The organism is Actinomadura sp. 1N219 (genome assembly GCF_044326405.1).
Classification (GTDB): Bacteria; Actinomycetota; Actinomycetes; order Streptosporangiales; family Streptosporangiaceae; genus Spirillospora.
The window spans coordinates 109,238-127,415 of sequence record NZ_JBIRAY010000011.1 but is presented as its reverse complement, the minus strand read 5'-3'; the positions used below and the strand labels follow the sequence as shown (position 1 = coordinate 127,415).

18 protein-coding genes and 2 pseudogenes are annotated in these 18,178 nt (G+C 70.8%); 10 read left to right on the top strand and 10 right to left on the bottom strand.

Features of this window, described 5'->3' with window-relative positions; genetic code table 11:
• Window positions 1-135: 135 nt before the first annotated feature.
• The 5 genes and pseudogenes from ACH35V_RS29780 to ACH35V_RS29760 form a co-directional block, all read right to left on the bottom strand.
• A complete protein-coding gene (locus ACH35V_RS29780; protein WP_395977269.1) occupies window positions 136-1,326 on the bottom strand; it encodes an NAD(P)/FAD-dependent oxidoreductase in 1,191 nt (396 codons plus the stop codon).
• Between the two features lie 14 nt (window positions 1,327-1,340).
• The gene (locus ACH35V_RS29775; RefSeq protein WP_395977695.1) at window positions 1,341-1,622 is read right to left on the bottom strand and encodes a hypothetical protein; all 282 of its coding nucleotides are present in this window, start codon (window positions 1,620-1,622) and stop codon (window positions 1,341-1,343) included.
• A 291-nt stretch (window positions 1,623-1,913) separates the two neighbouring features.
• Window positions 1,914-3,052: pseudogene (locus tag ACH35V_RS29770) on the bottom strand (AMP-binding protein); the annotation flags it as partial.
• Entirely contained in the window at window positions 3,049-4,995 is a 1,947-nt protein-coding gene (locus ACH35V_RS29765; RefSeq protein WP_395977267.1) for a beta-ketoacyl synthase N-terminal-like domain-containing protein, read from the bottom strand. The pseudogene ACH35V_RS29770 and the gene ACH35V_RS29765, both read right to left, overlap by 4 nt.
• 160 nt (window positions 4,996-5,155) lie before the next feature.
• Window positions 5,156-5,788 (bottom strand): TetR/AcrR family transcriptional regulator, encoded by a 633-nt coding sequence (locus tag ACH35V_RS29760; RefSeq protein WP_395977265.1) that lies wholly within the window; start codon window positions 5,786-5,788, stop codon window positions 5,156-5,158.
• Between the two features lie 292 nt (window positions 5,789-6,080).
• On the opposite strand from ACH35V_RS29760, the gene ACH35V_RS29755 reads away from it, so the two are divergent.
• The 4 genes from ACH35V_RS29755 (at window position 6,081) to ACH35V_RS29740 (ending at window position 7,804) form a co-directional block, all read left to right on the top strand.
• Window positions 6,081-6,326 carry a hypothetical protein gene (locus ACH35V_RS29755; protein WP_395977263.1) on the top strand — a complete coding sequence of 82 codons (246 nt, stop codon included), beginning with the start codon at window positions 6,081-6,083 and terminating at the stop codon, window positions 6,324-6,326.
• A gap of 27 nt (window positions 6,327-6,353) precedes the next feature.
• Window positions 6,354-6,737: a hypothetical protein gene (locus ACH35V_RS29750; RefSeq protein ID WP_395977261.1), complete on the top strand. Its 384-nt coding sequence runs from the start codon at window positions 6,354-6,356 to the stop codon at window positions 6,735-6,737.
• Window positions 6,738-7,152: 415 nt separating this feature from the next.
• The gene (locus ACH35V_RS29745; RefSeq protein ID WP_395977259.1) at window positions 7,153-7,596 is read left to right on the top strand and encodes a hypothetical protein; all 444 of its coding nucleotides are present in this window, start codon (window positions 7,153-7,155) and stop codon (window positions 7,594-7,596) included.
• Between the two features lie 13 nt (window positions 7,597-7,609).
• Window positions 7,610-7,804, top strand: coding sequence for an ANTAR domain-containing protein (locus tag ACH35V_RS29740; protein WP_395977257.1), 195 nt, complete (start codon window positions 7,610-7,612; stop codon window positions 7,802-7,804).
• Between the two features lie 231 nt (window positions 7,805-8,035).
• Here ACH35V_RS29740 and ACH35V_RS29735 read toward each other — a convergent pair whose 3' ends face one another.
• Together ACH35V_RS29735 and ACH35V_RS29730 are read right to left on the bottom strand one after the other, a co-directional pair.
• Window positions 8,036-9,031, bottom strand: coding sequence for an acyl-CoA desaturase (locus ACH35V_RS29735; protein ID WP_395977255.1), 996 nt, complete (start codon window positions 9,029-9,031; stop codon window positions 8,036-8,038).
• A gap of 163 nt (window positions 9,032-9,194) precedes the next feature.
• Window positions 9,195-9,515, bottom strand: a complete 321-nt coding sequence (locus ACH35V_RS29730; protein WP_395977253.1) for a helix-turn-helix transcriptional regulator — start codon at window positions 9,513-9,515, stop codon at window positions 9,195-9,197.
• A 128-nt stretch (window positions 9,516-9,643) separates the two neighbouring features.
• Here ACH35V_RS29730 and ACH35V_RS29725 point away from each other — a divergent pair, with 128 nt between their 5' ends.
• Both ACH35V_RS29725 and ACH35V_RS29720 read left to right on the top strand, forming a co-directional pair.
• The gene (locus tag ACH35V_RS29725; protein ID WP_395977251.1) at window positions 9,644-10,138 is read left to right on the top strand and encodes a ferritin-like domain-containing protein; all 495 of its coding nucleotides are present in this window, start codon (window positions 9,644-9,646) and stop codon (window positions 10,136-10,138) included.
• 109 nt (window positions 10,139-10,247) lie between these two features.
• Window positions 10,248-11,882: an MFS transporter gene (locus ACH35V_RS29720; protein ID WP_395977249.1), complete on the top strand. Its 1,635-nt coding sequence runs from the start codon at window positions 10,248-10,250 to the stop codon at window positions 11,880-11,882.
• Window positions 11,883-11,947: 65 nt separating this feature from the next.
• On the opposite strand, the gene ACH35V_RS29715 is transcribed toward ACH35V_RS29720, so the two are convergent.
• A complete protein-coding gene (locus ACH35V_RS29715) occupies window positions 11,948-12,433 on the bottom strand; it encodes an STAS domain-containing protein (protein ID WP_395977247.1) in 486 nt (161 codons plus the stop codon).
• Window positions 12,434-13,619: 1,186 nt separating this feature from the next.
• Between ACH35V_RS29715 and ACH35V_RS29710 the strand changes: the two genes are divergently transcribed.
• A complete protein-coding gene (locus tag ACH35V_RS29710) occupies window positions 13,620-13,838 on the top strand; it encodes a hypothetical protein (protein ID WP_395977245.1) in 219 nt (72 codons plus the stop codon).
• An 84-nt stretch (window positions 13,839-13,922) separates the two neighbouring features.
• Here ACH35V_RS29710 and ACH35V_RS29705 read toward each other — a convergent pair whose 3' ends face one another.
• Entirely contained in the window at window positions 13,923-14,315 is a 393-nt protein-coding gene (locus ACH35V_RS29705; RefSeq protein ID WP_395977243.1) for an ArsR/SmtB family transcription factor, read from the bottom strand.
• A gap of 81 nt (window positions 14,316-14,396) precedes the next feature.
• Here ACH35V_RS29705 and ACH35V_RS29700 point away from each other — a divergent pair, with 81 nt between their 5' ends.
• The 3 genes and pseudogenes from ACH35V_RS29700 to ACH35V_RS29690 form a co-directional block, all read left to right on the top strand.
• Complete coding sequence (locus ACH35V_RS29700) at window positions 14,397-15,479, top strand: flavin-containing monooxygenase (protein WP_395977241.1); 1,083 nt, start codon at window positions 14,397-14,399, stop codon at window positions 15,477-15,479.
• An 81-nt stretch (window positions 15,480-15,560) separates the two neighbouring features.
• Complete coding sequence (locus ACH35V_RS29695; RefSeq protein ID WP_395977239.1) at window positions 15,561-15,959, top strand: hypothetical protein; 399 nt, start codon at window positions 15,561-15,563, stop codon at window positions 15,957-15,959.
• A 67-nt stretch (window positions 15,960-16,026) separates the two neighbouring features.
• Window positions 16,027-16,683, top strand: a pseudogene (locus tag ACH35V_RS29690) (MFS transporter); the annotation flags it as partial.
• Window positions 16,684-16,850: 167 nt separating this feature from the next.
• Here the strand turns inward: ACH35V_RS29690 and ACH35V_RS29685 are convergent.
• Window positions 16,851-17,243, bottom strand: coding sequence for a PPOX class F420-dependent oxidoreductase (locus ACH35V_RS29685; RefSeq protein ID WP_395977237.1), 393 nt, complete (start codon window positions 17,241-17,243; stop codon window positions 16,851-16,853).
• Between the last annotated feature and the right edge of the window lie 935 nt (window positions 17,244-18,178).

The window sequence follows — 18,178 nt, the reverse complement described above, 5'->3', positions numbered from 1 at the left end:
ACCCAACTCAGACCACCAGCGCCTCCGTCGATCCCGGTGCACTGGAGGCTGATCGAAGCGCTCTGATCAGTCGACGTTCGGGGCAGCCACGAGGGCTTCTTTCCTGGGCCCGTCCTTCTCGAAGGCGGACTCCGTTCAGAGGGTGGCGAGCAGCTTTGGGGTGAGCAGGTCGCTCGTTGTGCCGATGCCGGCGACGATGTCGAAGTAGATCGAGGTGAGCTCGGGGTCGTCCTGGACGGCGCGCAGCAGCGCGAGGCGCTGGTCCGGGGGCGGAGCCAGCCGCGCGACGTCCAAGGTGGCCTGGTATCCGGGAGTGAGCGCGGTGTCCCGGTCGCGGGCGTACCGCCGCAGCGCGTCGTCGAGCAGGGCCGGGTCGCCGGTGAGCGGGTCGTTCACGTGCCGGACGAGGGACTCGGCCTGGGTGAAGGCGTCGCTGATGCCGCGGGCGGTGATGGAGTCCTTGTGATGCCCCGCGTCGCCCGCCAGCGTCCAGCCGGGGCCGACCGCCTGCCGGAAGAAGTTCGCCTGGTCGCCGGTGCCGCGGAGCCGCTCCACCTGGTGTCCGTCGAGGAGGCGTTCCCCTAGTTCCGGCGCCGTCGCGTGGACCTGGCACAGGTGGGCGCGGCCGGCGTCGGCACGGATACGCCGGAAGTCGTCCTGCGGGAAATAGGTCAGGACGAGCGTGGCGTCGTCATGGGTGGGCACGGCGGCGACCCAGGCGCCGGCCCGCTCGTGGAGTTCGAGGCCGGCGACGGGGACGTCCGTCCAGTACGAGTAGTACGCGCAGGTCAGTTTCGGGTCGTGGACGGTGTAGGGGGCGCCGGCGAGCCGTGCGACGGTCGAGCGCATGCCGTCCGCGCCGATCACCAGCCGGGCCGTCTCGGTGAAGGGCCGGCCCTGGTGGTCGCCTTCGACGCCGATGACGCGTCCGGTGTCGTCGCGGAGCAGGCCGGTGATCCGGGAGTGCTCGCGCAGTTCCGCACCGGCGGCCGTCGCGGCCCGGACGAGGAGGGTGTCCAGGACGTGGCGGCGGGGGGCGTAGGCGGCGCGCTGCCCGTCCACGCCTCGGGCGCGGCCGTCGAGGCGGACGTCGGCGACCCGGTACCGCACGCGCTCCACCGGCGGGCAGCCGGAGGAGCGCACGGCGTCCAGCAGGCCCCAGCGGGCCAGGGCCGCGACGCCCGGCTGGTGGATGAGGTGGGTGGACAGGGTGTCGGAGGGGAACGCGGCCCGGTCGAGCAGGAGCACCCGGTGCCCCGCGCGGGCGAGCAGCATGGCGGTGGGGGACCCGGCGCACCGGGCCCCGACCACGATGGCGTCGTACACGATGGGCCTCGGAATCAGCGGGGGCCGGCGGCGGTGCCGGCGAGGGCGGAGAGCAGGGAGCGGCGGTCGATCTTGCCTCTGGGGGTGAGCGGCAGCCGGTCCAGGACGGTGATCCGCCGCGGCAGCATGTAGGCCGGGAGCCGCTCGCTGAGCGCGGTGAACAGCTGCTCGGCGCTGCTCCGCTCGCCGGTCACGGCGGCGGCCAGCTCCGGCTCTGCGTCCGCCGCGGCTCCGGTGGCCGCCCCGGCTCCGGTGGCCGGCACCGCCAGGACGGTCGCGTCGCGGACGCCGGGCATCGCGCGGAGCACGGCCTCGATCTCGCCCAGCTCGATCCGGTGACCGCGGATCTTGACCTGGTGGTCGGTCCGGCCCAGGTGGACGAGGACGCCGTCCTGCCGGCCCACCCTGTCCCCGGTGCGGTACCAGCGGCCGGACTCCCCGCCGGACTCCGCACCGGCCTCCCCACCAAGCTCCCCGCCGGACTCCCCGTCTGCGGGCAGGAACCGCCCGGCGTCGGCGGCGGGATCGAGATAGCCGGGGAAGAGCTGCGGGCCCCGGACGCACAACTCCCCGCTCTCGGCCGGGTTCCCGTGCTCGTCCACCGTCGTCCACTCGAGGGAGGGGAAGCATGTCCCGATGGGGACGGTTCCGTTCGCGGTGCCGGGCCAGTCGCGGGCGGAGTCCGGCAACCGGTACGCGCTGCAGGCGACCGTGAGCTCGGTCGGGCCGTACAGCACCTCGATCCGGCTGCCGGGGGCGGCGGTCTTCCAGCGCCGCGCCGCGTCGAGGGTGAGCGCCTCGCCGCCGAACAGGCTCCACCGCAGCGTCGGCATGCCGCCCGGCCGGAGCGTGCCGAGGCGGTCGGCGAACGAGATCAGCGACGGCACCGAGAACCAGTGGGTGAGCCGCAGGTCGTTGACCGTCCGCACCGGCGACAGCAGCGCGTCGCGCTGCGGCACCACCAGCGTCCCGCCGCGCGCCCACGTCACGAACAGGTCGTGCACCGACCCGTCGAAGGTGAGATCGAAGTTCCCCGAGACCCTGCTGCCCGGCTCGATCTCGTAGCGAGCCGCGACCTGCGCCAGGTAGGCGCCGAGATTCCGGTGAGTGATCGGCACTCCCTTGGAGCCCCGGTCGAGCCGGACGTGAAGATGACGTAGGCGACGTCATCCGGCTCGGCCTCCCGGTATCGGGCCGTCGGCCCCGCGCCACCGTCCGCCGCGCCGTCGCTGTCCGCCGCGTCGCCGCCCGTCGTGGCGGCGGTCGTGGCGGCGGTCGTGGCGGCGGTCGCCGTGAGAGCGGGGACGCCGAGGTCGAGGCCCGCGTGCGCGTCGTCGGTCAGGACCAGGTCGATGCCGCCGGCTTCGACGATGCCCCGCAGGCGGTGCGCCGGGTGCTCGGGATTCAGCGGGACGACGGTGCCGCCCGCGCGCAGGACGGCCAGGTAGCCCGCGTAGGCGCCCGCCGTCCGTCCGGCCAGGAGCCCGACCCGGCGCGGCACGGTTCCGCCGGCTGCTCCGGCCGCTCCGGCTGCTCCGGCCGCTCCGGCCAGGCGGTCGGCGAGGCGGGCGGCCAGGCGCTCGGCCGACCTTCGCAGCCCGGCGTAGGTCAGCCGTTCCCCGTCGACCTCCAGGGCGGTCCAGTCCTCGCCGAGGGCCTCGGCCGTCCGGCGGAACCATGCGTAGGCGTTCGGCGGCTCGTCCCGTGGATCGTTCCAGCTGGTCATGCCGCGGCCTCCAGCTCCTCGGTCCAGCGGCGTAGGTCGTCCACGGTGCGCAGCCGGCCGAGGACCGCGGGGTCCACCTCCAGCCCGGTCTTCTTCTGCAGCTCGACGATCAGCTGCAGCTTGGCCAGCGAGTCGATGCCGATGTCGGCCAGCATCGCCTCGGCGTGCACCTGGCTGCGCGCGTGCCGGCTCAGGATCCAGGTGGCCAGGCCGTCCCCGTTCTCCTCCGCTTCGCCGGGCCAGTACCGCCGGGTCTGCCACGGGTAGGTGGGCAGGGGGACGTAGCGGTAGTCCGAGCCGAACACGGCCTCCGTGTCGACCGCCTCACCGGCGCGGTAACGCACCGCGGTCTCGGTTATGTCGGGGAAGCCGTCCAGCGTCGCCTGGAGCGCGGCCACCAACTCCTCATGGGAGGCCCCGACGACGGCCGAGCGGTGCTCCAGATGCTGACGGCGCAGCGCGGCGCTGTGGCAGATGTCCCGCACGGAGTGCCCGGCGCCCCGGCCGTCCGGGCCCAGGTGGTCGATGTACGCCTGGGTCAGGTCGCGAAGAGCCTCGGGGGAGCGCGCCGAAAGCATCAGCGGGTACGGCTTGCCGTCGCCCTTGTCCGGCTTGTCCGGCTTGTCCGGCGCTGTGGCGGACGGAGCCTGCCGCAGCACCACGTGTGCGTTGAGGGACGACGACCCCTGCGCCGAGACTCCCGCGATAGCCGACCTCCCGCCGGGTGCGAGGTCCGTGAGGGCTGCCGGGATCTCCAGCGGCAGCGCGTCCCAGTCGACGTCCGGACGCCGGGGCTCCGCGTGCAGGCTGGCCGGGACCCGCCCGTGCTCCAGGCAGAGCACGGCCTTGATCAGCCCGGCCAGGCCGCCCGCCGCCTCCGCGTGGCCGATGTTCGACTTGACCGAGCCGACCAGCAGCGGCCGGTCAGGGCGGCGTCCCTCCCCGAGGACCCGTCCGAGAGCGGTGAGCTCCAGCGGGTCGGACGCGGGGGAGCCGGCGCCGTGCGCCTCCACGTAGTCGACATCGGACGGGTCCACCCCGGCGTCCCGGTACACCGAGCGCAGCACCTCGACCTGCCCGGTGAGCGACGGGTTCAGCACCGAGTCGGAGGTGCGGCCGTCGTTGCCGATCGCGCTGCCGGCGATGACCGCGCGGATCCGGTCGCCGGCGGCGAGCGCCGCCTCCAGCGGCTTCAGCACGACCACCGCCACCCCGTCGCCCGGCGCGTGCCCGTCGGCGGACGCGCTCGCGAACTTGCTGCAGCCGTCGCGCGCGAGCACCCCGGCCTGCGTCATCATCACGCCCTCGTCCGGACGCAGGGGGAGGTTCACTCCCGCAGCCAGCGCGACCGGGCACTCGCCCGAGCGCAGGCTCTGCACCGCCTGGTGGACGGCGACCAGCGACGACGAGCAGCCCGTGTCGATCGACACGCTGGGGCCGCGCACGTCGAGCACGTACGAGAGCCGGGCCGGCAGCAGCGAGCGCATGTTTCCGATCTGCCCGGCGGTGAGCGCGTCCAGCCCCCGCCGGGACGCGTTCTCCAGGTAGTCGGCGCGCGAGTTTCCGACGAAGACGCCCGTCCGGGAGCCTGCCAGCCGGTCGGCGGGCTGGCCCGCGTCCTCCAGCGCCTCCCAGGCCGTCATCAGCAGCAGCCGCTGCTGCGGGTCCAGCTCGACGGCCTCCGCCGCCGACATGCCGAAGAACCCGGCGTCGAAGTCGGCCATCCCCGTCACGTAGCCGCCGCGGCGGCCGGTCATCCTTCCCGGCGCCGAGCGCGGCTCGTACAGCTCGTCCGGGTCGTAGCGATCGGCCGGCGTCGGCCCGGTCGCGTCGCCTTCACCGGCCAGCAGCTCCCACAGCGCGGCGGGATCCGCCGCGCCGGGCAGCCTGCAGGCCATCCCCACCACCGCCACGGACCGTGCGTCCGTCGCACCAACGCTCATCTGTTCACTCCCCTGGTGACCATCGCCGTCCGCGCAGCGCGCGGCTACCCCGTGGTAAGTAACCATACGATCGGTCGTATGGACGATGCAATATGACTTTGGCCGAAAAATTACGACCCGTCTCCGTGGTGATGCGCACGGCGACGGGTCGTGGGGGAGATCAGGAGAGCGGCACGAGGAGACCGTCGACCACCCGGCGGGCCTTGCGCACGGCGTCGTCGTCGCCGACGCGCACGGCGGAGTTCGCGGCGGCGAGCACGGCGGCGATCTGGAAGGCCGCGAGTTCGGCGTCCACCTCGGCGATCTGACCGGCGTCGATGGCGTAGCGCAACTCGCCCGCGATCAGGTCGAGCCAGTCGCGGTGCTGGGCGAACAGCGCGTCGCGCACCCGCCCCGGACGGCTGTCGAACTCCGGCAGGTTCTGCGACCAGAAGCAGCCCCCGACGAACAGCGGCGTCGTGGCGTAGGTGATCCAGTTCTCGATCAGCGCCCGCACCCGGGCCGCTCCCTCGGGCTCGGCCATCGCGGGCTGCACCACGGCCTCGCCGAACTGCTCCTCCGCCGACTCGACGACGGCGAGCTGCAGGTTCTCCTTCGTGCCGAACAGCGACTGCACGCCGCTCTTGCTCAGCCCGATCTCGCCGGCCAACCGCCCGATGCTGAGCGCATGGAGCCCTTCGACGGACGCGATGTCGACGGCACGCCTGGTGATATTCCGTCTGGATCGTTCGCCACGGACAAGACGCTGGTCGACCTTCGACTCGCCGGCGGACGACTGCGAACGCTCACTCATCCATCCCATGATGTCACAAACTGACCGTCCGGTCGTACACCCAAACGAGACCGCGAGCCCCGGATCACCCGGACAACGGCATGCCGCATGCATGTCGTCCACGGAACATCGACGTCCTGCTGACGCGTCCACGCTCGGACTCCTGCCCAGTCCTCCGTGACGCCGATGATCGTCTTGCCGAAGGCGCGGACGCCAGGGGCGAACGACGAGAGCGCCCCGGCAAGGGCCACACCGCACCGACGATCGGCTAGAGCCGACCGCCCCTTACCCCCGCGGCAAGGCCCGGTGAGCTGTGCGCGCTCGGACCCGGCCCGGACCGGGCCGGGCGGTAGGTCGTGGGCGGGCCGGGCTGCGCTGGCTGGACGTGGACCTGGAGCACGGCACCGCGACCAGTACCCAACAGTTGCAGCGGCGGCATAGACGGCTGGAACCCTGCCCGCCTAAGACCGCGCACAGCGCTCGCGTCATCGCGCTCGACCGCACCACGATCGCCGCGCTGCGGGCGCACTGGGATCGGCAGCAGGCTGAGGCCGCGTAAGGGGACCGGTACCGCGACAGCGGGTATGTGTTCGCCAGCCTCAACGGCGACCCCGTCTCCCCGGGACGGCTCAGACACGGGTTCCAAGGGCTGCTGGCCGAGCACCGGCTGCCGCCGGTGCTGCTGCACGACCTGCGGCACGGCGCGGCCACGCTGGCGCCGGCCGCGGGTGAAGTTGAAGGTGGTGCAAGACGTGCTCGAGCACTCCAGCTCGTGCTGACCGCCGACACCTACACCAGCGTGCTCCCCAAACTCGCGCACACCGCCGCCGAGCAGGCCGCCACGTACGTGCTGCGGGCCGGGTGGCGTGTGCCCGCACCCGATGGCGCCGACGACCGGCGGGAGGGGGTGTTTGCCCTGGGCAGGGGTGGTGTGGGTCGCGTGGGACTCAAGCCCACAGCCACGGATTGAACGTCCGAATGCTTGATTACGGCCTGGCTATTTTGCTGTCGCTCGATGTCGTTCCGTCCTCGTCCAGGCCCATTTCAGTGCCAGGCGAGGCCGCTGCGTGCCAGCCCCGTACCAATGCCGCCGAGCCGACAACGAGCCAACATGGCGGTCGATCGTCGTGCCCAATGAACCTGCTCCGAACTGTACGTCTAGAAGAAGCGTATACGTTGAGGGCTGCGCCACCACTGGATGTAATAATGCGAAACACATGGGTGTACCGGTATCGGTCGTGTGAGCCGGTCCTGGTTGGCGTTGGCTTCGGCGCATCGGAGAAGGCGTTGCCGCCCTCGTCCTCTTCAGGTCGTCCCCAGGCATGATCAACTGCGGGCTGTCGAAGCCGCGTTTGCTCACGCTTGTGGCGAGGATGTGTCGTAGAGTGTTCGTCGATGCTCTAGGGCTTTGGGAGGACAGGCATGTGCGGCTGGCCTGGGAGAATCCGCTGATGTTTCAAATGCCTTGGATGGCGGCGCCCGAGAAACCCGGTCTCGATAACCCGATTCTCGCGGTCGTTGGCATGGTGGCGCTCGTCATCTTTCTTATCGGCTGTGTCGTGGCCGGGGTCCTTGCCTTCAGCGGGCGGTGGCGTTCCTGGTATCCCATCAAGTTGAACACGACGACCTCCCCACTGGTGTTCCCATGGATGGCCGGTGCCATGCTCCTTATGCTGCTCGCGGTGGGGCTGCATTACCTTCTCGATCCTATTCCGCTGTGGCTGGGAGGTTTCCTGGCCTGCTGTTCTGGGCTTCTGTGCCTCATCGGTGGGATCTATATCGTTCTGCCCCGCCGGCTGTTGCCTAGCTGGATGCGGGACCTCGAGTGATCGAGAGAATTGGGTGTTCAACTTCGGAGCGCTCGATTTCAGCCACCAGACCTCGCTCGATCAGGCCTTCGCCGCTCTGCGCACCCGGGCCCGCAACACCAACCGCAAACTCGCCGACCTCGCCCAGGCCGTCATCGACGACGACCCCGCCGTGGTGAGTTCCCTGCGCCCGCCCCACGAACCCAGCCGCCGCGCCGACCAAACATGACCGCGAACGTTAACGGAGAAGGCGCCGAAGAGTGCGCGGACGGGCCGTCTCCGTGCGCCTCCTTAGTGTGCTCACCCGCGCCGCCTGGGCCGCGACACCCGGCCATGGGGGAGGCGACCATCGTGGCGCGTTGGGCGCTGTTTCAGATCACCGTGCCGTTTCGCGACCATGAAGATCTTGCGCCAAGTGGCCGACGCGCCCTGGGTCGGCGCCGCCGCTGCGGCGGTGGGGCTAGGCGATGGACTCTCGGACGGGGTCGTGGTCGGTTTCACGGCGCCGTCCGGCGATGCGGGCCTGAGTGGGCCAGCGGACGGCGTGTGCCCAGCCGAGCTTCTCCAGCCACCGGATGACCCGGGCCGAGGGGTCGATCTGTCCCGGCAGCATGCCGTGCCGGGCGCAGGTGGGATCGGCGTGGTGCCCGTTGTGCCAGCTCTCGCCGAACGACAGGATCGCCAGCGGCCAGAAGTTGGTGGCGCGGTCCCGGGTGGTCAGCGGCCGGTCGCCGAACACGTGGCAGACCGAGTTGATCGACCAGGTGACGTGGTGCAGCAGGGCGATCCGGACCAGGGTCCCCCAGAAGAACGCGGTCGCGGCGCCCGTCCAGGTCCCGGTGATCAGCAGCCCCGCCGCCGGTGGCGTCAGCAGCGACACCCTGGCCAGGACCGGGAACCACCGGTCCACGCGGCGAATCGCGGGGTCGGCGAGCAGGTCCTTGGCGAACCGCGCCCGGTTGGTGAAATCGCGGTTGAACATCCAGCCGACGTGCGCGAACACCATGCCCTTGGCCAGGCCGCGGACGCTGTGCCCGAACCGCCACGGCGAGTGCGGGTCACCCTCGCGGTCGGCGAAGGCGTGGTGACGGCGGTGGTCGGCCACCCATCCGATCACCGGCCCTTCCACGGACAGGCTTCCGGCCACCGCCAGGGCCACGCGCAGCGGCCGGCCGGTCTTGAACGACCCGTGCGTGAGGTAGCGGTGGAACCCGACGGTGACGCCGAGCCCGGCGATCACATAACCGGTCATCGCGATGAGCACGTCGAGCGGGCTCAACCCCCAGCCCCACGCCACCGGCACGGCCGCGGCCAACGCGGCGAACGGCACCACCACCATTACCCACATCACCACCACGGCCGTGGTGGACTTGCGTCCCTCCGTCAAGGCCGGTGCGGGCCGGCCACGCGCTCTCGGCCGGTCCACGGTCAGCCCCGGTGAGGTCATCGAGGTCATGACCTTCGCCTCCTCCTTCGCTGGGTAGATCTACGGTTGTCTCCGGTTCTGGAGCGCACCGCATACCCGAGCACGCCGCACCCATGCCTCCACGCAGCCTCCCGCTCACCCGATCTTGCCTCTGAGGAGGTCTCTCACCAGGCCAAACCGTCCACCTGCGGGCTCAGTTGTCGCGGACGCCTTCCGGGACGGGCAGGTCGCGGTGTGCGTTCACACCGGCCAGCAGGCCGAGCAGTTCGCCGACGGTCGGCTGATGGCCGATCACGTCGTGCAAGGGCAGGTGCTCCTGGATGCGGTACCGGTTGCGGCGGCCGGCCTTGTCCTTGACCACGTACCCGGCCGTGACGAGGTCGGCGACGATCTCATGGGCGCTGCGCTCCGTGATGCCGACCAGGCCGGCGATGTCGCGCAGCCGTACGCCTGGGTCGTCAGCGATGCACAGCAGGACACGAGCGTGGTTGGTGAGGAAGCTCCACCGGCGCATGCCTACATTGTATCAGTAGAATTCTAGAATTTTATTGCATGTTTCTTACTTCAGGCATAGGCTGAGGGCACAGCCCGAAACGTTGATCCGTCGTCGACGGATCACTGCCCGGGCATGAGGGGGACACCATGGGAACAGCGGGAATCCAACTGGTCCGCGGCATCGACCCGGCCGATCTGGCCGACGACCTCGATCGCCTCTACTGCTACGAGCAGGTGGCGGTCGCGTGGGCCCGGGCCCTGGACAACCGGCTCACCGGGCTGGCCGAGATCATGCTCGAAGAGCCGGCGCGAGAGCATGCCGCACTGGCCGAGCGGCACGCCGCCCGGCTCGCCGCACGCGTCGCGCAACTCGGCGGCGCCATCACCGCCGACCCGACCCGGTTCGCCGAACGAGCCCAGGTGGACGTCATCGATCTGCCCGATGAGGTCGGCGACCTGGCCCCGCTCGGCTACGCGCTGGTTCAGGAGCAGAAGATCATCGGCCGGTACGGTCAGCTCATCGACCGGGTCCGCGGCGCCGACGACGTGACCGAGCGGCTCCTGGTCTCGATCCTGTCCGCCAAGGTCGCGCAGGAGGACGAGCTGGAGTCCGGCGTCGCCGCCGGGCAGTCCGCGGTTTGACCGTCCGCCAGGCACCGGTGAGGCGAGCCCTCGGCCGCCCGCCGGTCCGTCCGCTGGACTGCCCGCCGGTCCCGCCGGTCCGGCCGTCCCGCCGGGGCGGGGAGATCCGATGAACCTGGCCCTCGTGCGCCGCCGGCGATGGTTGATCCTGGCCGTGCTGTGCGTGAGCGAGTTCATGGTCGTCGTCGACAACACCATCGTCAACGTCGCGCTGCCCACGCTCAGCCGGGACCTGGGCGCCACCACCAGCCAGCTGCAATGGATCGTGGACTCCTACAGCCTGGTCTTCGCCGGCCTGCTGCTGGCCGGCGGCAGCCTCGGCGACCGCTTCGGACGCAAGGGCGCACTGCAACTCGGCCTCGCGTTGTTCGCGGTCACCTCGGTGCTGGCCACCTTGGCCGGCTCACCCGGCCAGCTGATCGCCGCACGGGCGGCGATGGGCATCGGCGGAGCGCTGATCTTCCCGGCCACGCTGGCGATCCTGACCAACGTGTTCCATGACGCGGCCGGACGGGCCAAGGCCATCGGCATCTGGGCCGGCATCTCCGGCCTGGCGGTCGCGCTGGGCCCCGTCGCAGGCGGCTGGCTGCTCGAACACTTCTGGTGGGGTTCGATCTTCCTGGTGAACGTCCCGATCGTGATCGTCGCCCTGGTCGCCGGCCAGATCCTGCTCCCCGCCTCACGCGACCCGCGCGCCGGACGCTTCGACCTGCCCGGCCTCGGCCTGTCGGTGGTGACCGTGACCACGCTGGTCTACACGGTCATCGAGGGCCCGCACCACGGGTGGACCTCGCCGATGACCCTCGGCGGCTTCGCGCTGGCCGCACTCCTGCTGGGCGTCTTCATCGCCTGGGAACGGCACCGCGTCGACCCGATGCTGGACGTGCGGATCTTCCGCAACGCCCGGTTCAGCGCCGCCGCCGCGGCGATCTCCATCGCGTTCTTCGCGCTGTTCGGGTTCATCTTCCTGATCACTCAGTACTTCCAGTTCGTCCGCGGCTACTCCACGCTCAGCGCCGGCCTGCACACGCTGCCATTCGCAGTGGCCGCCGGGGCGGTCGCGGTGCTGTCACCGTGGCTGGCGCAGCGCCTCGGCTCGACCCGGGTCGTCGCCGCCGGGCTGGCGTTCATGGCGGCCGGCTTCGTCGTCGCGGCGACACTCAGCGCCTCCAGCGGCTACTGGGGGCCGGTCATCGCGTCCATGGTCCTGATCGCCGCCGGGCTCAGCCTGACCACCGCACCGGCCACCGAGGCCATCATGGGGGCACTGCCCCGCGCCAAGGCCGGCGTCGGCTCCGCCGTCAACGACACCACCCGCGAACTCGGCGGCACCCTCGGCGTCGCCGTGGTCGGCTCCGCGTTCTCCTCCGTCTACGGCCCCCAGCTGATCGACGGGCTGCACGGGGTCGCCGTCCCCGCCCCCGCCCTCACCGCCGCCGAGGGGTCCGTCGCCGCCGCCACCGACCTGGCCGACCAGGCACCCGCGGCGACCCAACCGGTGATCACCGAGGCCCTCCAGACCGCCTTCATGAGCGGCCTCACCGCCGGCTCCCTCATCGCCGCCATCGCCGCCGCCCTCGGCGCCATCGCCGTGCTCAGATTCCTGCCCGCCCGAGGCGCGCAACCGGCACCACCACCCACCGGCCACGAACCGCCGGACAACCAACCGGCGCCCCCGCCACCTCCCGTCGGCGTTGGAGGCCGACCACAATCACCGGCACCCGGGACGACGACGATGAACTGACCGCACAGGCCGTATGCCGGGACGGACGGTGCGATGCGTGCTCGGCATGCCGAGCCGTGTGGTGGTCACGCTGGGCTGCACAGCGCCTTCAACGCGTCCGCCGGCTCCGTGTGCAGGGTGAGGACGTCGTCGATGCCGGTCAGGCGAAGGATGCGGTCGACCCGGCCCGTGGCTCCGGCCAGCTCCAGAACCAGGTGCATGCTCTCAGCATGTTTGAATGCCTCGACCAGGGCAGCGATACCGGTGGCGTCGCAGAACCTGACGCGCGTGAGGTCGATGATCACACCACCGCTCGGCGCGGCGCCGGCGTGGCCGGTGGACGCGCTGGTGATCATGGCGCTGAGCCGGACGGTCAGCCAGCCGCTGTTGGAGGCGTCGATCTCGCCGGCGAGTGCCAGCAGCATCGCCGGCGGCTCGGCGGCGCAGTCGAGGTCCGTCCGCCGGAGACTGACCTGCGACCCGGGTCGGACGCGGTCGCCGGTCGTGGTGTCCAGCCGCGTCCGCACCGCCAGTGGAACGGAGGATGGGGGCGAGGGTTCGAATGCCGTCATGACAGCCCTTCCCTGGAGCGTGTGCACACACGCCGCCAGGGTCTGGAGCGGCCCGACAGACGACTGCCGCCGTCGCACGTAGCGTAGGCCGCTCACGACCTGCGGTCTAACCCCCGCGACCCGTTCAATGCACAGCGCCAGCGGCGCGCCTGCTGCTTCAGCCGTGCCACTGGTTCGTGGTGCCCGACCTGGCAGAGGGGAGGCCGCCCGGCCCGTGGCCAGTACGGGAGGCGGCGAACAGACCGCGCCGGGGACCGGAAGCGGCGCGTATTCACGCGGCGCCCCATGCACAACCCATCACTCGCGCTGATAACCCGTCGGCTCAACCGGAATCGGCTGAAATGGAGCGGATTTCTCGCGCTCCAGTGTCGACGGCCCCTATGTGTGAGCGAATCACCCAGAAACAATTTCTGTTTCCCCGTCTCTCCCAGCACACCTCATCGGCGTCGCCCCGGACACAGGCGGTCTCAGAACAGCTCATCACCTGGCGTGATGCGCCGCACGCGCGGCGGCGGACCGAGCCGGACCGAGGGCGGCCGGCCCTGGGGAACTCTCATGCGCATCGACGCCCGGCTCATCGGCCGTGCAAGGGGCCGGGCAGGCCGCGCCGTGGGCGGCACCAGGCAAGTCGGTGAGCCGGCCAAAGACGCGGCGAGGAAGGGCCGCAGGGTTTCCGCCGTTGACCTGGGGCTCAACGCCCCCGGCCACCACGTGGCCCGACCGCCCAGCGAGGGAAACAGCCGAGCCTCGAACGGCCTTTCGCCGTAGGCGATGACCGCCCCGGGCTGTGGCGCCCGTCCCAGCGAGGCGATCAGCCCTGGTGATGACCTGTGCGCAGATTGCCTGTGTCCGCTGCCGCTCCGCCGGTCTTGCCTGGAAGGTGGCCGGCCACTGCTGGTGACCGTGTCGATATCCCAGGGCCGTCCGCCGCTCACCGGGCCGCAACTCACCGAGCCGGACGGTCCTGGACCACCAGGGTGCAGCGACACGTGCTCGGAGGCGCGGGCCGTTTTGAGGGTTGGCACGGCCTAGGTGGCTTGCGTCCCCAAGGCCTGCGACGTCAGCAACCTTCGCGAATGGGACGGTCGTGCCGACGTGAAGGCGTCGAGGTCGGAGGCTCGGTCATGTCGGTCAATCTCACCGCGAGCCAGTTCCGCCGTAACCCGGCCTGGTGCATCGCCCGTCGGTGCAGATGTTCGCGGGTTATGCGGGCTCCAGCGAGTCTGGCTTTCGCGCCGAGGTCGAAAGCGAACAGGACTTCGCCCGTGGCGAGCATTTGATCGAGCTGGCCGACACCCCCCGGCCAAACCGGCTTGGCCGGGCCAGGGCCTACGAGGCGGTCCGAAGGCTGGAAGCGATCTGCCTGCAGACCGACGGTTTCGCCCGGCGCGGTCATCACCGATGAACGCCGGTCGAAGCGGATGATCCAGCGGCAGGATTGCGCGGTTGACTCGCCTGCCCCCCGCTCGTACGCGGCACGGCAGGCAGTTCAGGGGTTGTGCTGGTTGGTTGGTGGGCAGCAGGTGTGCAGGTAGGTCTGGAGTTCGGTGAGTGAGCGCTCTACGGCGGCGGTGTCGATGCGGTAGTGCACTTGTTTGCCTTGCTTGCGGGAGATGAGCAGGCCGCCGCGGCGCAGGAGGGCGAGTTGCTGGGAGGCGGTCGGCTGGGCGATGCCCAGGCGTTCGGCGACGGTGCCGACGGTGAGTTCGATCCCGCCGGTGAAAAGTTCGAGCATCTGCTGGCGCTGCTCGCTGGCCAGCGCCCGGAGGAACTCCCGCGCCTGCGAACCGAGCTGCACGGGCTCTGTGGCGCCGCATCCCGGCGTGTCCGCATCCGGGCCGCAGGCCGTCCCCGCCGCCTGGTCGATCACCGGATCGCTCATGACACCTCCCGCGCCGTGTCCACGATCCTAGGCCACACATTGTTACATTGGCATATTGCGTAATAGCAATATATTGAACCCATGGACTCCACCACCTCACCCATCGTCATCATCGGAGGCGGCCAGTCGGGGCTGGCCGCCGCACGCGCCGTGACCGCCGCAGGCCTGCGGCCGGTGGTCCTCGAAGCCTCCGGCCGCGCCGCCGGGTCATGGCCGGACTACTACGACAGCCTCACCCTCTTCTCCCCGGCGCGTTACAGCGCGATGCCCGGCCTGCCGTTCCCCGGCGACCCCGACCACTATCCGCATCGGGACGAGGTCGTGGCCTACCTGGAGCAGTACGCCGCGCTGGTCGCCGAGCAGGACGCCGATATCCGGCCGAACACCCGGGTCGCCGCCGTCCGGGCCGATGGGGCCGGTTTCGTGGTCCAGGGTGATGGCGGGGAGGAGATCGCGGCCTCGGGTGTGGTGGCGGCCTCGGGGGCCCGTCCCCTGATCCCGTCGCTTCCCGGCGCGGACGCCTTCACCGGCGAGCTGGAGCACGTCGCCGCCTACCGCAACCCCAAGCCGTATGCGGGACGGCGGGTGGTGCTGGTCGGCGCGGGCAACTCGGCGGTGCAGATCGGCTACGAGCTGGCCGAGGTCGCCGATGTCACGCTCGCCTCGCGGCAGCCGGTGCGGTTGATGCCGAGCCGTCTCCACGGGCAGGACGTCCACCACTGGGCGGTCACGACCGGGTTCGATCGCCTGCCGCCCGCGTGGCTGGCCCGGCTGGTGTCGGGCCGGCTGGTCAACGATCCGGGTGCCTACGCTCAGGCGGTGCAGGACGAGACGCTGCGGCGCCGCCCCATGTTCACCGCCCTGGACGGCGACCGCATCATCTGGGACGACGGCACCTCAGAACACGTCGACGCGGTCTTGATGGCCACCGGATACGTGCCGAATCTGGACTACCTGGCGGGTCTGGGAGCGCTGGACGAGACGGGCACGCCGCTGCACGACGGCGGGCTGTCGCTCACCCACCCGGGGCTGGTCTACCTGGGGGTGGAGTTCCAGCGCTCCTACGCCTCCAACACCCTGCGCGGCGTCGCCGCCGACGCCGACCACGTCATCGCCGCCCTGGCCGCCTACGCCGGCGGCGCGGTCGCCGCCCTCGGACTGTGACCGGCGTGCGGCGGGTCGGGCGGCGGGTCAGGCGGGGGCGAGAGCGGGCAGGGCGACCACGTCATCGCGGCCGACACCGTCGTGGCGGCCACCGGTTTCCGGCCCGACCTGGACATGCTCCGGGAGGTCCGCCTCGACCTCGACCCCGCGACCGAGGCGCCGGCCAAGCTCGCCCCGCTGATCGACCCGAACTTCCATTCCTGCGGGACCGTCCCGCTGCACGGCGAGCGCAACCTCGCCCACCCTGAAGCCGGGTTCTACCTGGCCGTGATGAAGAGCTACGGACGCGCCCCCACCCTCCTGATGGCCACCGGGTACGAGCAGGTCCGCTCGATCGCCGCCGCGCTCGCCGGGGACCGCGAGGCCGCCGACACCGTCCAGCTCGACCTGCCCGAGACCGGCGTGTGCTCCACCAACTTGGTCAGCGAAGACCAACTACCAGGCTCCACCGCCCGCCGCCGGTACCCGGTCGGCACGTGACCGCGCCCGGCGGGCCCTGCACGGCCCGCTGGCCGCGCTGTGCGTCACCGAGATCACCAGCTGGGGCGTGCTGTTCTACGCCTTTCCCGTGCTGGCCCCGGCCATCACCCGCGACACCGGCTGGTCCACCGGCGCGGTCACGGCCGCGTTCTCCGCCGGGCTGATCGTGGCCGCGCTGGGCGGGATCCCGGTCGGCCGCGCGCTGGACCGGCGGGGCCCGCACGCCCTGATGACCGGCGGCTCGCTGCTCGCCGTGCTGGCCGCCGCCGCCGTGGCCGCCGCACCGAATCTGTGGTGCTTCGCCGCCGCCTGGCTGCTCGCCGGTGTGGCGATGTCCGCCGTGCTCTACCAGCCCGCCTTCGCCGCGCTCACCCGCTACTACGCGCCCCACCACGTCGCCGCGCTGACGACCCTCACGCTGGTCGCCGGGCTGGCCAGCACCGTGTTCGCGCCGCTCACCGACGCATTGACGGCCCACCTTTCGTGGCGCGGCGTATACCTGGTGCTGGCAGCGGTGACCGTCCCGCTGCACTTTGTGGCGCTGCGGCGCCCCTGGCCCCCGCCGCGCGACGGAGCGGCAGACGGGAACGAGCACGACCAAGCCCGTGCGCGGTCAGGCGCGGCCGTGTGGGGGACGGTGCGCAGCACCCCGTTCGTCCTGCTCACCATCGCGCTCACCCTGTCGGCCTTCACGATGTACGCGGTCCTGATCAACCTGATCCCGCTGCTCACCTCCCGCGGCCGCAGGCTGAACCCTGTCCACGATCCGGCTCGCCACCCTGACCGGCAGATTCACTCAACTACCCCAGATGACCATCGCAGGCGCGGTCGGTCGCGGCGGGACACCGCTACCGACCGCTCAGCTTCCCAGACCGAGATCGCTTCTGATGTTCAGGGGGTGAAGTGGATGACCTTTTCGGGCTCCACGCGGACGATCAACCTGACCTCGCCGGGCTCGGGCTTCGGCGGGTCCTCGCCGAGGTATCTCTGTGAGAGCTCATGCGGCAACCGCTTGTCTTCGTCGAGGGTCAGTTCAGCGGCGCCGCGAATCTCCACCGAGTCATAAGGGTTGGCCAAGTCGAAGATTGAGACGCTGACACGGGGGTCGACGGCGAGGTTCTTGGCCTTCTGCCGGCCCTTGGTGGTGGAGAACAAAATCGTGTCGCCGTCTCGCTTGATCCAGACGACGGACGCCTGGGGTGAGCCGTCGGGCCCCACGGTCGCGACGGTGGCGAAGTTCTTCCCGTCCAGGATCCTTCGCACAGGTTCTTCCAGGATCGTCATACACCCTCCTCGGCAGTAACATATGAGACCTTAGCATATAATCCGCAAGCAGATTATATGCTAAGGTCTCATATCCCTCAGATGAGCCGCCTCGCACCCGTGCGGCACCCGCGAGCCAAAGCCCAGCCGCTTCGGCGACGGCCCCGTCCGGTTTCCACGGACAGGCCACGGGTGAGACCTTCACCGGGAGGGGCAAGTCCGACATCCTGCTGCGGTGGATCACCGCCGACGACCAGGCCAAAGCCTCCTTCGCCGGGCTCGTCGGCACCGCGGGCTATGACGCGGCCGACCCCGGCACCGACATCGACCGGTTCGGCTTCCTGCTCGGTCCCAACGACGGAGAGCACCTGCTCGCATAGGTCCTCACCCGACGGCCATCACTGGCAGACCTTCACCGACCGCCGTCCCGGCACCGCATGGATCAACGCCATGGCCGACGGCGCCCTGCGCTGGGCCGACCACCGAGGCCTCGCCATCACTCGATGAACCGGGCAAGACCGCGGATCACCTTCACCTACGTGCCTAATGGGGGTTGAAGGAGGTGTGCGGCGACCGTGAACGCCTTCTACGTGCCGGGCTTGGATGCCTCGTGTAAGACCGGCGAAGTGGGCTCCGCACACCCCCTTCAGCGCGTGAGCGAAGTCGGCGACGGTGAACGCCTTCCCGTTACCCGGTGTAGACACCTCGAAAAAGACCGGCGAAGCGGTACCGGCCTCCGCTCGTGACAGCTCGCTGCCCGCCACGACCTGTGACACCTCTGGCCAGCAGGCCTCGTGCAAGACCGGCCGTGGGCAGTGTGGCCGGTGGGTGGTGGAATTTTGCCGCCACCCACCGGCGTCTTCCGGTTCGATCGGGTCCGTGATCTCAGCCCGCCAGCACGGAACATCCCTCGCTCAGTCCGGGCCTGGAGCCCTCATCAAAGACAGGGAGCCGTG